The sequence below is a fragment of the Burkholderia alba genome (assembly GCF_034721475.1).
In the GTDB taxonomy this organism is placed as follows: domain Bacteria; phylum Pseudomonadota; class Gammaproteobacteria; order Burkholderiales; family Burkholderiaceae; genus Burkholderia; species Burkholderia alba.
Map to the genome: position 1 here is coordinate 76,628 of NZ_JAWJWL010000021.1, position 15,254 is coordinate 91,881.

The following is a 15,254-nucleotide window of genomic DNA, read 5'->3' on the forward strand; positions in this document are numbered from 1 at the left end:
GGGTATTCGGTGATCCACCGCACCGAGCGTTTTCGCGACTCCCCGTATAAAACGGCCGGTAACAAATAAATCAGCAACGGGGTGGGTTCATGCGAGTGTATCGGGACGCCTGGAGACGGGTGGGGGCGGGGCTATGCGTGTGGCTGGCCGCCATGTTGATGTCGTCGGGCGCGTTCGCGGCCGGCGCCGCATCGTATACGGACGTGGTTTCCGCGGCCAGCGGCCAGTGCGCGTCGATCGCCGGCAACGCGACGTCGTCGGGCGCGAGCGTCGTCCAGACGCCATGTTCCGGCCTGGGCAATACGACGTGGTCGTTCGTCCCGGTGGGCAGCAACTATCACATCGTGCTGCAGGGCAGCGGCCTGTGCCTGAACGTGCCGGGCAGCTCGCGCACGAGCGGCACGCAGCTGATTCAGTACGGGTGCCAGTCGAACGCGGTCACCAACGACCAGTGGACGATCGTCGCGGCCGGTTCCAGCTACCGGATCATGTCGGTATCGAGCGGCATGTGCGTCAACGTCGCGGGCGGTTCGCAGAGCGCGGGCGCCGCGTTGATCCAGTATCCCTGCCAGGGCGCGGGCACGCTCAACGATCAGTTCAACCTGTACCTGCCGCTCACGGCGTTCACGCCCATCTCGTCCGTCAACAGCGGACGCTGCGTGACGATCAGCGGCGGCTCGTCGGCATCCGGCGCGGCGATCGTGCAGGGCGCGTGCTCGAATCAGGGCAGCACCGGCTGGTCGCTGCTGCCTGCCGGCAGCGGCTATCACGTCGTGTCGCAGAGCACCGGGCAGTGCCTGAACGTATCGGGCGGCGCGGGCGCGAGCGGGACGCCGGTGATTCAGTACGGCTGCCAGGGCGACGCGCAGACCAACGATCAATGGACCCTCGTCTCGGCGGGATCGAACTACCGGCTCGTGTCGGTGGCGAGCGGCATGTGCCTGAACGTGAGCGGCGGCTCGCGCTCGGACGGCGCGCCGCTGATCCAGTATCCGTGCCAGGGCGCGAACACGACCAACGACCAGTTCGCGCTGAGTCTGCCCGCATCGTTCCCCGTCACGCTGCCGTCCGCGTGGAGCCCGGTCATGCCGCTGCCGGTCAACCCGATCGGTGTCGCCAACGTACCGAACGGCAAGCTCGTGATGTGGTCGGCCGACCAGCAGTTCAGCTTCCAGAACGACGTCGGCAACAAGGTGACCCAGACCCAGACCGCGCTGTTCGATCCGGCGACCGGCAAGGCGACGCAGTATCTGGAGACCTCGGCCGGCTCGGACATGTTCTGCCCCGGAACCGCGATGCTCGCGGACGGCAAGGTCCTGGTCAACGGCGGCGACAGCAGCCCGAAGACGACGCTGTACGACTGGGCGACCAATACGTGGAGCGCGGCCGCGACGATGAACATCGCGCGCGGCTATCAGGGCGACACGCTGCTGTCGAACGGATCGGTGCTGACGCTCGGCGGATCGTGGAGCGGCGGCCAGGGCGGCAAGAGCGCGGAAATCTGGTCGAGCGGCGGCCGCTGGACGGTGCTGTCCGGCGTGCCCGAGGCCAACATCGTCGGCCCCGATCCGCAGGGCATCTATCGCGGCGACAACCATCTCTGGCTGTTCGCGCAAGCCGGCGGCACGGTCTTCCACGCGGGCCCGAGTTCGCAGATGAACTGGATCTCGACGAGCGGCAACGGCTCGATCCAGTCGGCGGGCAACCGCGGCGCGGACCCGTTCAGCATCAACGGCACCGCGTCGCTGTTCGACATCGGCAAGATCCTGAAGGTGGGCGGCGCGAAGTCGTATCAGCAGAACGGCAGCGCGTCGACCTATGCGTCGAACGCCGTGTACCTGATCGACATCTCTCGCGGTCCGAACCAGCCGGTGTCGGTGCAGCGGCTCAACGGGATGACCTACCAGCGCGCGTTCGCGAACAGCGTGATCCTGCCGAACGGCAGCATCGTGATCATCGGCGGCCAGAGCGTGCCGATGCCGTTCACCGATACGAGCGCGATCATGGTGCCGGAAATCTGGGATCCGGCCACGCAGCGCTTCAACCTGCTGAAGCCGATGCAGACGCCGCGCACCTATCACAGCACCGCGATCCTGCTGCCGGACGGCCGCGTGTTCGCGGGCGGCGGCGGGCAGTGCGGCCAGGGATGCGCGCAGAATCACCTGAACGCGGAAATCCTGACGCCGCCGTACCTGCTCAACGCGGACGGCACGGCGGCGGCACGGCCGGTGATCCAGTCCGCGCCGGCGACGGCGAGCCGCGGCGCGTCGATCGGCGTGTCGACCCAGTCGCCCGTCGCGTCGTTCGTGCTGATGCGGCTTGCGTCGGTCACGCACACGACCAACAACGACCAGCGCCGGATTCCGCTCGCGATGACGTCGTCGGGCGGCGCGTCGTATCAGCTGGCGATCCCGTCCGATCCCGGCGTCGTGCTGCCCGGCTACTACATGCTGTTCGCGCTGAATGCGCAAGGCGTGCCGAGCGTGTCCGCGTCGATCCAGATCCAGTGATGCGCTCGCGGGCGACTCGATCCCGGCGGCGAGCGTTCGGGGGGCGCCTCGTCCTCGCGCTCGCCGTGCTGCTCGGCTGGCTGCCGGCGGGCGCGCACGCCGACGATACGGCGCTCGGGCGGGCGCTGTTCACCGGCGCCGCGCCGCTGCGGGGCCGATTGTCGACGCATCCGTCCGACCTGCCCGCCGGCGTGGTGCGCTGCGCGAACTGCCATGCGGCGGGGCAGGACGCGCGCGTCGCGAATTCGATCGCGCCGCGCTTGAACGCATCGTGGCTCGGTGAATTGCAGAGCCGTCGCGGCGGCCCGCCGAGCCAGTACGATCGCGCGTCGTTCTGTGCGCTGCTGCGCACCGGGCTCGATCCCGCGTATGTGCTGATCAACGTCGAAATGCCGCGCTACCGGATCAGCGATCGGGATTGCGGCGCGCTCTGGCAATTTCTCGACGGGGCATCGCATGGATGAACCGGACGTCTTCGCGCCGCGCCGTCGCGCGCTGCTGGCGGCCGCGCTGGGCGCGGCGGCGGCTTCGCTCGGGGCGGTTCGGTGCGTGGCCGCGCCGCCGGCACCGGTCGGCTATCACGGCGGCCGCATCGCGCCGCCGGTACCGGTTCCCGACCTGCCGGTCCTGCTGGCGAACGGGCGCTCGACCCGGCTGCGAACGCTGCTGAACGGGCGGGTGACCGCGTTGCAGCTGTTTTTCACCGGCTGTTCGTCGACCTGTCCGATCCAGGGGGCGGTGTTCCAGCGCGTCCAGGCGCTGCTCGGCGCGCACGAGAAGCCGGGCGTGCAACTGCTGTCGCTCAGCATCAGTCCGCTGGAAGACACGCCGCAGCGGATGCGCGCGTGGCTTGCGCGTTTCGACGCCCGGCCGGGGTGGGTGGCTGCGGCGCCGGAACTGAAGGACGTCGATGCGCTGCAGGCGCTGTTCGGCGGCGGCGTGACGGGGCTCGACAACCACAGCACGCAAGTGCAGGTGATCGACCGGCACGGTGCGTTGATCTGGCGGACCTATGCGCTGCCGTCGGCGGAATCGGTCGCGCAGATCCTGCGCCAGGCCTGAGCACGACGCGGGCGGATAACCCGTCTGCTCCTGTGGCGCGCGGTCCGGCGGACGGCACGGGCCGGGCGGCATCCGCCCGGCAGCCCGCGCCGCGACTTCGCCGTCAATCGGCCGCCCTGCCGGCAAATCGCTACTCCGGCAAATCGCCGCACTTCCCCTGAATCGACTCGCGAACCCGCATCGGCCGGTGCGCTCGCGCATCGTCGCGTTCCGGGTTCCTGCATGCCAGGTACGCACCGCGCATCCGCACGGCGCGGCATGTCCGGCGACGAGTGTCGAACGGCTTGTCTCATAAACGAATATCATTCGATGGCCGCGCGCGCCGGCGGCAGGGTCCGGCCGGAACGGATACGCGGCCGGTGTCGGGTGTTCCCCGGCCGGCCGTTTCAGTCCGGGACGCTCCCGGAAAGGGCGCTCGCCGCGCGGCCATTCTTGCGAATACGTCAGTACCCAGGTAGGAAATCTCGATGGAAACCTCACGCTCCAGGCCAGGGCTCGTGGCCGCGCTGCTGTGGGCGGCGCTGTACCTCGCGAGCGGCTACATTTCGCACCAGTTCAACGGGCCGGTCCGGCTGACCGGCTATATCTGGCTGCCCGCCGGCGTCACGGTGGGCGCGTTCATGCTGCTTCCCGTGCGGGAATGGCCGCGGCTCGCCGGCGCGTTCCTCGCGGCGCAGCTGGTGCTGGCCGGCATCGAAGGCGGCAATCTGTTCAACGCGCTGCTGTTCACGATCGACGAGGTCGGCGCGGCCGCGCTCGCGGTCTGGCTCGTGCGCCGCACGCGCTTCTCGCTCGAAGGGCTGTACTTCCTGCGCTCGGTGATCGTGGCCGCGCTGATCGCGGGCGTGCTCGGCGCGATCGGCGGCGCGGGTTGGTATGCGATCGTCAAGGGCGCGTCGTTCTGGGATGTGGGCTTCGTGTGGGCCGCATCCGATTTTGTCGGCGTGCTGCTGATCACGCCGGTGCTCGCGTCCTGGTCGCGCTTTCGCGCGCACCGGTCGGGTGACCACGAGCGCTTCGACGTGGTGCTCGGCATCGTGATGTTCGTGCTGCTCGCGGCCGGTGCGATCGTGATCTTCGACGGCGACAGCGCGGAGAAATTCGGCGCCGGCGTGGGCTACGCGATCACCTACATTCCGCTGTTCCTGACCGTGGTCGTGACCGTGCTGCTGGGCGGGCGCAGCGGTTCGTCGTCGGTGCTCGTGCTCGCGCTGATCGTGATCCTGCAGACCGCGCAGCGCGAAGGCCCGTTCGCGCTGCTCGACGAGCATCACGGCCGCTCGCTGCTCGAAGCGCAGCTGTACCTGGCCGTCGCGTCGCTGCTGGTGTTGACGGTCAGCACGCTCAAGACCACGCGCGAGCGCGTGCACGAACAGGCGGCGATCGTGCAGAACAACGTGGAACTGGCGCTCGCGAGCGCCCGCCAGGTTGCCTACGTGCTCGATCCCGAGTCGGGCCGGATCGAGTGGAGCGGGGACGTGCAGCGCGCGTTCGGTGTCGGCGCCGCTCCCGGGCAGCTCGCGAGCGTGCCGCTCGTGCTCGAACGGATTCATCCCGACGACCGGGACACCCTGCGCAACTACTGGCGCGCGGAAGCGGCGGGCGAGGACCGTCCCGGCGTGTCGCTGCGCATCCTGCTGCCGGGCGGCATCACGCAGGTGGTCACCGACCACGGTGCGCCGCTGCTGGATTCGAACGTCGACGTGACGGTGGTCGCGGGCGTCTGGCAGATCGAGCGCCAGTATGCGGACGTCCGGATTTAACCGGCGGAGCGCGCGACTACCATGACCGGCCGCACAGGCGTTCTGCTGATCCACGGACTCGGCGGCACGCAATACGACCTCGGCTCGCTGCACAAGGCCATGCGGCGAGCGGGCGGCGACGCGCACATGATGACGCTGCCGGGCCACGGCACGCGTCCGGAGGATCTGGCCGGCGTGCGCGCGGAGGCGTGGCTCGACGCCGTCACCGAGCAGTACCGGGCGCTCGAAGCCGAATACGACACGCTGCACGTCGCGGGCATGTGCATGGGCGCGCTCGTCGCGCTGCTGCTGTGCCATCGCGTGCAGCATGCGCGCGGCCGGCTCGCACTGCTCGCGACCCCGGTGTTCATCGACGGCTGGTCGACGCCGTGGTATCGCGCGCTGCGCCATCTGCTGTATCACGTGCCGGGTGTCCCGGAGCGGATTCGCGTGGAAGAGGGCGAGCCGTTCGGCATCAAGAACCCGCTGATCCGGGCGATCGTGAAGAAGAAGTTCGAGCGCCAGGACGCGTTCCACTACCCGTGGGTGCCGCTCGCGTGCGTCCGCGAGGTCGACCGGATGCGCGACTGGGTGCGCGCCGCCGCGCCGGCAACGTCCTGCCCGACGCTGATCATGCACGCGCGCGAGGACGAACTGACGAGCCTGCGCTCGGCGGCATTCCTGCAGGCCGCGCTGCCGGATGCGCGTAGCGTCGTGCTGGAAAACAGCTATCACATGATCTGCGCGGACAACGATCGGGACGACGTGGCGCGGCAGGTGCTCGCATTCTTCGGTTTCGATCCCGCCCACGCGGTGAGCCCCGCGCTGGCGCGCCGGATGGGACGGCATCCCGCCGACTCGGCCGCCCCGCCCGGCGCGGCCGCCAGCGGAGCGGCCCGCGATACCGGATAATCGACGGCGGCGCGAGCCCCGCACGCGCGGAGCGGCGCATCGACGCCGCACCCGCGCAGTGCCGGCCGGCTCGCATGAACAGGCGATGGCACTCGGGAGCGCGCGATGCAATCAGCAGGCGTCAAGGCACTGGTTTTCGATGTGTTCGGCACGGTGGTGGACTGGCGTTCCGGCGTGATCCGCGACGCCGGCGCGTTCCTCGCGAAATACGGCGCCGCGGACGCCGATCCGGTCGTGTTCGCGGATGCCTGGCGGCTGCGCTATGTGCCGGCGATGAAGGCGGTGCGCAGCGGCCAGCGTGCGTTTGTCCGGCTCGACGTGCTGCACCGGGAGAATCTCGACGCGATCCTGCCCGAGTTCGGCATCGACCGGGCCGCGGTGCCCGAGGCGGCGCTCGCCGATCTGAATCTCGCATGGCATCGGCTCGATCCGTGGCCCGACGCGGTGCGGGGGCTGACGCGCCTGAAGGCGCATCACATCATCGCGCCGTTGTCGAACGGCAACGTGATCCTGATGATCGACGTCGCGAAGCATGCGGGCCTGCCGTGGGATGCGATCCTGGGCGCGGAGGTTGCGCAGGCCTACAAGCCCGCGCCCGAAGTCTATCTGCGCACGGCCGACATGCTGGCGCTGCGTCCCGACGAAATCTGCTTGGTGGCCGCGCACAACTACGATCTGGCCGCCGCGCGCGCGTGCGGCTACCGCACCGCGTTCGTCGCGCGGCCGCGCGAGCACGGCCCGGCGCAGACCACCGATCTGCACGCGGAGCAGGACTGGGACGTGGTGGCGGCCGATTTCATCGACCTGGCGGAGCGCTTCGGCGCGTGAGCGCGGGCGGCGCGGCGTTTGCCGCGCGCGGCCCGGAATCGCGTACAATTCGACGCTACTGAAGATGGCATACCTCCAAACAACCGCCGGCCAGCCGGCTGATGATGCCTACGCGTTCCTGGGTGCAGGAGGTCGTAGGCCGTCTGAAATGGTGGCGTTCTGCCGCCCGGGTTTGATGTTCCGTCAAATCTGCTTCTCATGAAAAACCTTCAATCGATCGAACCGGTCGCGATGCTGCCGCATCTCTGCCGCTGGCTTGTCCTGTCGGGCGTGCTCGGCGTGCTGGCGGGATCGGCGTCCGCCGGCTTCCTGTTCGCGCTCGACGTCGCGACCGGCACGCGCGTCGCGCATCCGTGGCTGCTCGCGTGCCTGCCCGTCGCGGGGTTCGCGACCGGGTGGGTGTATCACCGGGTCGGCCGTGCCGTCGAGGGCGGCAACAATCTGCTGATCGACGAGATTCACGATCCGCGCCGGATCGTGCCGAAGCGGATGGCGCCGCTGGTGCTGGCGGCGACCGTCGTCACGCATCTGTTCGGCGGGTCGGCCGGGCGCGAAGGCACGGCGGTCCAGATGGGCGGCGCGCTCGCGGATCGGCTGACCGTGCTGTGCCGGCTGGACCGGGACGCGCGCCGCGTCCTGCTGATGAGCGGGATCGCCGCCGGCTTCGCGTCGGTGTTCGGCACGCCGCTCGCGGGCGCGGTGTTCGGTCTCGAGGTGCTGGCGATCGGGCGGCTGCGCTACGACGCGCTGCTGGCGTGCGTGGCGTCGTCGATCGTCGCGGACCAGGTGTGCCGGCTGTGGGGCATCCGCCATACCGTCTACCTGATTCCGTCGGTGCCGGCGCTGACGCCGGCCGGCTTCGGGTCGGCGGTGCTGGCGGGCATGGCGTTCGGCGTGGTCGGCATGCTGTTCGCGGAATCGACGCACCGGCTCGGCGCGTTCGTCAGGCATCGGATCGCGTATGTGCCGTTGCGGCCGTTCGTCGGCGGCGCGGTGGTCGCGGCGGCGGCGGCCGCGCTGAACGTGCCGCAGTACCTCGGCCTCGGCATTCCGACCATCGAGGCCGCGTTTCGCGGACCGCTGCCGGTCTACGATTTCGCGGGCAAGTTCGCGTTCACGGTGGCGACGCTGGCATCGGGATTCAAGGGCGGCGAGGTGACGCCGCTGTTCTACATCGGCGCGACGCTGGGGAATGCGCTGAGTCATGTGCTGGCGCTGCCGATGCCGGTGCTCGCCGGGCTCGGTTTCGTCGCGGTGTTCGCGGGCGCGGCGAATACGCCGATCGCGTCGACCCTCATGGCGATCGAGCTGTTCGGCGCGCCGATCGGCATCTACGCGGCGCTGGCCTGTGTCGTCGCGTACCTGTTCTCGGGGCACGCGGGCATCTATCGCGCGCAGCGGACCGGCCACGGCAAGCACCGCGCGCTGCCCGAAGGCGTGCGCGCGTCGGAACTGGAGGCGGCGTTGCATGTGCGTCGCGATGGGGCGGGGGAGTCGCGCGGCGTTTGAGGGTTGGTCGGTGCGGGGAGCGCGATGGCGTGGCGCGCCGCGTTCTTCGATTCGACTCGCCTGTGCGTGCGATGCCGCGTCAGTGCGCGCGGCGTGGTCCGTCGGATTGCGCCGTTGCCCGCAACGCGCGCCATGCGATGAACGTGGACACCGGGAACGCGAATGTCCGGCCCTCCGGGCCGACGGCGCCGCCGCCCGGCCGGGCCGGGCCGGTCGTCTGGCGTGTCATGTCGGAGGCGACCCCGATCGGCAGCGGCCCGCCCGCGTCATGCGTCGTGAGTCGACGCTTCGTTATGTCCTTCCCGCCAGATCGCCGCGAAGCGGCTGCCGGCCCGATACGGGTTGGGCCGGCGCGCGAAATAATCCTCGACGCCTTGCCGATACGCGCCGTACAGCGTCAGCGGCGGGTTCCGGATGCCGAGAACGTTGCGCGCGCATGCAATCGATCCGGCGGCCCGCTCCGTGATCAGGCGTGCGCCGTCGATGATGTCGAGATCGTTGACGAGTGCTGGCTGCAGCACGTGCTCGACGCTGTCCATGTGGCCTCCCTGAGCCTGTCTTTCCTGAACAGCAGCAATAAGGGTGCCAACTGGAAATGCACGAGGCAGCGCGCCGCGAGGCCGATGGCGCCGTCGAGATCGGGCAGGCCGGCGGCCGGTGTTACGGAACATGTAACGTGACATCGGGGAAAAGCGGCCCCGAAGGGGCCGATGCGCCGCGGCGGAAGGCGGGCGGCGCGGGCGGTGGCGCATCGTGTCCGCGCGCCCTTCGAACGGCGTCGCGGAGACGCCGGCCGTTCGTGCGCGGGGCGCCGGCCGAGGGCGTCCGCCCCGCTTCCGGCGCCCGCGCGGTGCTTCAGTGCCGGCCCAGGTAGGTCTCGGCGCAGATGTGATAGAAGTAGATGATCGACGACGTGTCGCGGATCTCGGTGCTGTCGGTGTACGCCACCACGAACGCATTCGGGTTCCAGGTGATCGACCACCAGTCGGACGGCACGGACAGCGTCGAGAACGTCTGCGGCCCGGCGATCCCGCCGCTCTTGCATTCGCCGATATTCAAGTCCGCGACGAAGCTGCCCGACGGACCCGTATAGCCGCTCGCCTGAGCGAGCAGGACCTTGTTGTTGTTGAGATCGCGATCGTAGGCCTGGATCGTCACATGCTCGCCCGGCGGCAGCGGGATGTTGCCCGTCGTGTCCCACGCCGCGACGCCGATCGTGATCGTGCGCGCCGAGTTGAGCTTGCCTTTCACGAGATTGGTGATGTTCTCGTTGTCCCGGACCAGGTTGATGCCCGCGGTGCTCTTGCCGTCGACCGCGCGCAGCGTGTAGGGCTGGGCCGCCGGCGCGGTGGTCCCGGTGTTCGACACGCGCAGCATCAGCGTCGCGCCCGCGGAGCTGTTGACCGTGTAGCGGGTATTGGACGCGAGCGTGGCCCAGGTGCCCGGCTGGGTTTCGAGCGCGGCGGTCTGCGTGCCGGTGCCGGCGAAGGTGATCGCGGTGGCGGTTTGCGCCGCCGGCGTCTGCAGCGCGTAGTAGTCGACGTCGTTGACCGAATCCAGGTTCGCGTTGATCGATTGGCCGCCGCTCAGCTTGGTCGCATGACGGGGCGAATCGTTCGGCTCGTAGCTGTCGTAGCCGGTGGTGCCGAGTACCTGAAACTGGAAGGTCGAGCCGCCGGCGCCCTGCTTGGCCTGCACCAGCAGCAGTACGCGCACCGGGCCGCCGGGAATCGCCTCGACGACCTTGTTCGTTGCGGTGTCCACCTGGCTGTCGAGCGTGGTCAGCGAACCGTCGGCGTTGACCTGCACGAGCAGCGCATCGTGCTCCTCGCCGGCCGGCAGGTTCACCACGTAGGCGACGAGCTTGGTGACGTCCGGCGCGACGAACTCGAAGCAGTCCAGCTGGCCCGCGGGCGCCGTGGGCGCGTTGTACGCGGCGTTCAGGTCGATGTCGTAGCAGCCGGCCACGGGCGGCGCGACGGCGGCCGCGCTGAAGCTGGTCTGGCGCGCGGCGCGGGCCGAGCGGAGCTGGGCCTGCTGCACGTCGCGGGCCGACAGCGTCAGGGCGGGCTTGGGAATCGTGCGGGCCTGGGCCTGCGCGGCCCTGAGCCGTTCGGCCACCGCGCCGAGATCGGAGGACGGTGAATCGATCACGTGCGACTGGGCGGTGAGCGTCCCGGCGGCCGACCAGGCAGGGGCGGCGGCGAGGGTGAGCAGGGATAAAGCGGTGAAGCCGAACATCCTGGCGACTCTCATGAGGTCTCCTCGGGTTGGAAAGCATGCGTGCGCGACGGGTCGCGGACGTGTTCCGGCAGCGCGCCTGGCTGGCGCTTGTCGTGGTGCGTTTGGGGATTCTTACGGCAGGCTGGCGGAGAACTTTAGGTTTCGCCCACGATTCACTTTCGGTTGTTTGATGCGGAGCAAGGCGGGGCGTTGGCGCCGGCGCCGGCTCGCGCGACGCGGCATGAATGTTGCCCGGGCGCGCGCAGGCGCCGCCGGGCGGCTGCTATTCCGCGATCTTCGGCACGATTCCGTCGGCGACCGCGACCGCCGGCTCCCGGCCGCCCAGCGGCGCGCGCATCGGCCGCTTCGCCAGACGATCCTTGAGACGCAGGAACGGCGCTTCGATGCAGTAGTAGCTGACGGTCGCCGCGGCCAGCGCCTCCAGCACGCCGAGCGGAAACGCGTGCGGAATCGGCAGGCCCGGATGCGCGAACAGCTGCTGCCACAGATACAGGCTGAACGAGATCGTGCCGACGAACCCGAACAGCCGCGTCCGCAGGAGCCGCGCGAACCAGAAGCCGGGCCGGCAGCACAGCACGGCGATCAGCAGGCCGACCAGCGCGGACTCGATCGTGGTGCCGTAGGTGGCGGTCCAGAAGCCGCCGAGCCTGGCCGCCGCCGCCGGCATCGCGAACAGCAGCACCAGCACGATGACGGTGGGCCGCGGCGACGCGTCGGGCCACGCGCGGATCCAGCCGCTCAATCGGTCGAGGTTGAGCGCGACGAAGCAGCCGATCAGGATCGGGTCGATGCCGGTATGGAACATCATGCCCAGCTGGCCGCGCAGCGACGGCGCGGCGAAATAGGTGGCGGCGCGGATCAGCGGCACGAGCAGGATCAGCGCGACCAGCGCGCGCTGGCTGCCGCGGCGCCACAGCCGGACCAGCAGCAGCGGCCACAGCCAGTAGAACTGCTCCTCGAGCGCGAGCGTCCAGAAATGGCCGAGATACCACGCGCCGTCGGGATGCAGCGCGTTGTCGGCGGACAGGCCGAGCAGCGCCGAGTAATTCCACAGATGCAGACCGGCATAAAGGAGCTGATGGCGATCGACGTCGATCCAGCCGGCGACCGACAGCAGCGCCACGGTCGCGATGTACGCATAGAACGCCGGCCAGATCCGCAGCGCCCGGCGGACGTAGAACCGCGCGAGCCGCAACCGGCCGCTGCGCTGCAGTTCGGCATGCAGCAGACGGGTGATCAGGAAGCCGCTCAGCACGAAAAAGACCAGCACGCCGAGTCGGCCGTCTGAGAAGAGGCGCAGCACCGCCAAGCCATGCGTGTAGCCCCCGGCGAGCGTGTGCTCGGCATGACCCGCGACGACCATCGTGACCGCGACGGCGCGCAACCCCGTAAGCTCCTGCACCCGATGTTCCATCGTTCGATTCCCGTCTGTCGCGATAGAGATGGCCCGCATTGGCGTACCGCGTCGCGGGATGGCGTGCGCGCATGCGGCGATCAGGTTCCATGAAAAAATATCGAAATAAAATCGAAAAATTGACGCCGCGCGGCAGTGCGCGCGCCGCTTTTGTTAATATACGATTTGTATATGAATCGTATAAGGATCGATTATGGGCATCGTCAAGATTTCCGAGCAGATGCATGCGTCGCTGCGCCATGCCAGCGGCGCGCTGAGCCGCTCGATCAACGCGCAGGCGGAGCACTGGCTGCGCATCGGCATGATGGCCGAATTGCACCCCACCCTCAGCTACACCGAGATTTGCCATCTGCTGATCCAGGCGGAGATGGCCGACCCGGCGGGGGACGACGGGTCCCGCCGCGGCATGGCGCGGGTCGCGTGATGGTGGCCAAACGCAAGGTCGCCATCCGCACGCAGGCGGAAATCGCGCTCGCCCGCCGCGCGGGCGGACTGGCCGCCGACGTGCTGCGGATGATCGGCGCGCATGTCCGCGCGGGCGTCACGACGGACGAACTGGACCGGCTGTGCCACGACTACATCGTGGACGTGCAGCAGGCGATTCCGGCCAACGTCGGCTATCACGGCTATCCGAAAACGATCTGCGCGTCGGTCAACCATGTGGTCTGCCACGGCATTCCGTCGAACCGCCGCCTCGAGGACGGCGACATCCTCAACATCGACATCGCGGTCATCAAGGACGGCTGGTATGGCGACACGAGCCGCATGTATCGCGTCGGCAGGCCCGGCGAACTGGCGGAGCGCCTGATGCGCGCGACGCACGACGCGATGACGGCGGGCATCGCGCAGGTGCGGCCCGGCGCGACGCTGGGGGATGTCGGTCACGCGATCCAGAGCGTGGCGCGCCGCGAGGGCTTCAGCGTCGTGCGCGAGTACTGCGGGCACGGGATCGGCCGGATCTATCACGACGAGCCGCAGGTGCTCCATTACGGGCGTCCCGGCACCGGGCTGACGCTCGCGCCGGGGATGATCTTCACGATCGAGCCGATGCTGAACGCGGGGCGTCCCGACACCCGCGAACTGGCCGACGGCTGGACCGTGGTGACGAAGGATCGTTCGCTGTCCGCGCAGTGGGAGCACATGGTCGCGGTGACGGACGACGGGCACGAAATCCTCACGCCGTGGCCGGACGACGGCACCGAGGCCGCGCCGCGCGATGCCGCCGCGGTCGGGTGATAGCGAGCGTCATCGTCGTTCATCCGCCCCGCACGTCGGCCGCCGTTTCCTTGACTTCGCCCTCTCCCGAACCATGTCCCCACAGCCCGCGCATCTCGATACCGAACGCCTCACCCTGCGTCCGCCTCGTGTCGACGACTACGACGATATCCATGCGATGTGGTCGGATCCCGAGGTGATGCGCCACGTCACCGGGACGCCGTTGTCGGTGGAGGAAACCTGGGGGCGGCTGCTCAAGGGGCTCGGGCACTGGGCGCTGCTGGGCTGCGGGCACTGGGTCGTCCGGGAGAAGCGCAGCGGGGAGTTTGTCGGCGAAGTCGGATTCGTGCATTTGCGGCGCGGCATCGCGCCGTGGTTCGACGACGCCCCCGAAATCGGCTGGATGCTTTGCCGGGCGGCGCAGCGCAAGGGCTATGCGACGGAGGCCGTCCAGGCGGCGCTGGCGTGGGCGGACCGGCGCTGGCCGGGCAGGGAAACCGTCTGCATCATCTCCGGCACGAATGCCGCTTCGCTGAAAGTGGCGGACACGTTCGCCTATCGGCGCGACGGCGAGGCGACGTACAGGGGCCGGGAGGTTCTGGTGCTGCGCCGCGCCGGCGGGAGCGGCACGCGATGCGGGTGCCGGGGGGATTCGTTTCGGATAGCGATTGAAATGCCGAGGAGCGGCCGCGCGCGGCGCGGCCGCCGGATCGGCACGGCATGGCGATGCCGAAGCGCGGGATCAGTTCGCGGGGTTCGCGCTCGGCGCGCTGGCGGCGGGGGCATCGGCTTGCAGCGGGACGGGCGGGGCGACCACCTGGGTGAATTCGCCGGTCCGTTTCTGGATTCTTTCAGCATAGGCCTGCGAGCCGCCGTATTTCTTCAGCGCGGCGTTCACGTCGCCGCCCGCCGACTTCAGATAGCCGTACAGGATCGCGGAGCCGGTATCGATATTGGTGCCCGGCTCGGTCAGATCCTTGGTATTCCTGAGCAGGTTGCGATGCGCAGAAGGGACCACCTGCATCAGGCCGGTCGCGCCGCGCGAGCCCCGGGCCTTTTCCTTGAAGCGGGATTCGATCGAGATGATCGCGAGCAGCATCGCCGGCGGCAGCGAATACTTGGCCGCCGCGAGGTCCACGGCGTTCGAGATCTGCAGCGCCTTTTCCTTCGCCAGTCCGAACTTTCTGCTCAGGTAGGCAGGCAGCCGGCCGTCATCGGGCGGCGGCGACGGCAACTGCGCAGGCGGCGGGGAGGGGTCTTGCTGCGCCAGCGCGGGCTGCGCGAGATTCAACGACACACACAGCAGGAAAAATAACCGCCTCATAAGGGTAGGGTTCTGGGCTACGGGGACAAGCGGAGTATAGCCGGTCGGCCGGCGATGCCGGGCACGGCACGGTTCGCGATATTCTTTCAAAATTATTTCGCTCAACGGCCGATGGCGGCGACCGGATCGTCGGAACACGAACCGGGCACTGGACCGATGCGCGGGTGCGCACTGCGAAGCGGAAGAAAATATATCGCGTTTGACGCGGCGATTCCGCGAACCGGCGGCAATCAAGTCGAATGCCCATTCAATCGCGATGAAGCGGGGCAATGCAATGGCGGCGCCGATTGCGCCGTTTTCATTCGATCGGCGGCGCGCTTCGGATTTGCCGTGTTGTTGCGTTTCGCTGAATCCATTCGAGAAGCGGCGAAGGCTTGGGTTTCGAGATCGATGGCGGGGAGGCATTCGATCGCGCCGATGACGGCGTATCGATTGATTCCGGCGAATCGTCGAGCCGCCGCCGCTCGGCGGCTTTCCATGAGAGAACGTATTGC

Annotated in this window: 14 protein-coding genes, 1 pseudogene and 1 riboswitch; of the genes and pseudogenes, 10 read left to right on the forward strand and 5 right to left on the reverse strand. The window is 69.0% G+C overall.

The features are described from left to right. Nucleotides 1–89: 89 nt before the first annotated feature. The 7 genes from RZR99_RS22910 (at nt 90) to RZR99_RS22940 (ending at nt 8,563) form a co-directional block, all read left to right on the forward strand. Entirely contained in the window at nt 90–2,510 is a 2,421-nt protein-coding gene (locus RZR99_RS22910; protein ID WP_323122061.1) for an RICIN domain-containing protein, read from the forward strand. Beyond that, nucleotides 2,510–2,974 (forward strand): hypothetical protein, encoded by a 465-nt coding sequence (locus RZR99_RS22915; RefSeq protein WP_323122062.1) that lies wholly within the window; start codon nt 2,510–2,512, stop codon nt 2,972–2,974. The genes RZR99_RS22910 and RZR99_RS22915 overlap by 1 nt, the downstream gene beginning before the upstream one ends. Next, nucleotides 2,967–3,572, forward strand: a complete 606-nt coding sequence (locus RZR99_RS22920; protein ID WP_323122063.1) for an SCO family protein — start codon at nt 2,967–2,969, stop codon at nt 3,570–3,572. The genes RZR99_RS22915 and RZR99_RS22920 overlap by 8 nt, the downstream gene beginning before the upstream one ends. A 467-nt stretch (nt 3,573–4,039) precedes the next feature. Next, the gene (locus tag RZR99_RS22925; RefSeq protein WP_323122064.1) at nt 4,040–5,335 is read left to right on the forward strand and encodes an MASE1 domain-containing protein; all 1,296 of its coding nucleotides are present in this window, start codon (nt 4,040–4,042) and stop codon (nt 5,333–5,335) included. 21 nt (nt 5,336–5,356) lie between these two features. Beyond that, nucleotides 5,357–6,226, forward strand: a complete 870-nt coding sequence (locus tag RZR99_RS22930) for an alpha/beta hydrolase (protein WP_323122065.1) — start codon at nt 5,357–5,359, stop codon at nt 6,224–6,226. 105 nt (nt 6,227–6,331) lie between these two features. After that, on the forward strand, nt 6,332–7,054 hold the full coding sequence (locus tag RZR99_RS22935; protein WP_323122066.1) for a haloacid dehalogenase type II: 723 nt from the start codon (nt 6,332–6,334) through the stop codon (nt 7,052–7,054). Between the two features lie 51 nt (nt 7,055–7,105). Beyond that, nucleotides 7,106–7,172: riboswitch (Fluoride riboswitch) on the forward strand. An 80-nt stretch (nt 7,173–7,252) separates the two neighbouring features. Then, a complete protein-coding gene (locus tag RZR99_RS22940) occupies nt 7,253–8,563 on the forward strand; it encodes a voltage-gated chloride channel family protein (protein ID WP_323122067.1) in 1,311 nt (436 codons plus the stop codon). Between the two features lie 266 nt (nt 8,564–8,829). Here the strand turns inward: RZR99_RS22940 and RZR99_RS22945 are convergent, their stop codons facing one another. The 3 genes from RZR99_RS22945 to RZR99_RS22955 form a co-directional block, all read right to left on the reverse strand. Beyond that, entirely contained in the window at nt 8,830–9,102 is a 273-nt protein-coding gene (locus RZR99_RS22945) for a hypothetical protein (protein WP_323122068.1), read from the reverse strand. A gap of 316 nt (nt 9,103–9,418) precedes the next feature. Continuing rightward, nucleotides 9,419–10,819 (reverse strand): hypothetical protein, encoded by a 1,401-nt coding sequence (locus RZR99_RS22950; RefSeq protein ID WP_323122069.1) that lies wholly within the window; start codon nt 10,817–10,819, stop codon nt 9,419–9,421. Between the two features lie 250 nt (nt 10,820–11,069). Continuing rightward, nucleotides 11,070–12,221, reverse strand: a complete 1,152-nt coding sequence (locus RZR99_RS22955) for an acyltransferase family protein (protein WP_323122070.1) — start codon at nt 12,219–12,221, stop codon at nt 11,070–11,072. A gap of 193 nt (nt 12,222–12,414) precedes the next feature. Between RZR99_RS22955 and RZR99_RS22960 the strand changes: the two genes are divergently transcribed. Both RZR99_RS22960 and map read left to right on the forward strand, forming a co-directional pair. Then, nucleotides 12,415–12,645 carry a ParD-like family protein gene (locus tag RZR99_RS22960; protein WP_323122071.1) on the forward strand — a complete coding sequence of 77 codons (231 nt, stop codon included), beginning with the start codon at nt 12,415–12,417 and terminating at the stop codon, nt 12,643–12,645. After that, entirely contained in the window at nt 12,645–13,457 is an 813-nt protein-coding gene (gene map, locus RZR99_RS22965; RefSeq protein ID WP_323122118.1) for a type I methionyl aminopeptidase, read from the forward strand. The genes RZR99_RS22960 and map overlap by 1 nt, the downstream gene beginning before the upstream one ends. 19 nt (nt 13,458–13,476) lie before the next feature. Here map and RZR99_RS22970 read toward each other — a convergent pair whose 3' ends face one another. Continuing rightward, entirely contained in the window at nt 13,477–13,611 is a 135-nt protein-coding gene (locus RZR99_RS22970) for a hypothetical protein (protein ID WP_323122072.1), read from the reverse strand. Nucleotides 13,612–13,614: 3 nt separating this feature from the next. On the opposite strand from RZR99_RS22970, the pseudogene RZR99_RS22975 reads away from it, so the two are divergent. Then, nucleotides 13,615–13,962: pseudogene (locus tag RZR99_RS22975) on the forward strand (GNAT family N-acetyltransferase); the annotation flags it as partial. Between the two features lie 216 nt (nt 13,963–14,178). Here the strand turns inward: RZR99_RS22975 and RZR99_RS22980 are convergent. Continuing rightward, the gene (locus tag RZR99_RS22980; protein ID WP_407655490.1) at nt 14,179–14,760 is read right to left on the reverse strand and encodes a transglycosylase SLT domain-containing protein; all 582 of its coding nucleotides are present in this window, start codon (nt 14,758–14,760) and stop codon (nt 14,179–14,181) included. Nucleotides 14,761–15,254: the final 494 nt, after the last annotated feature.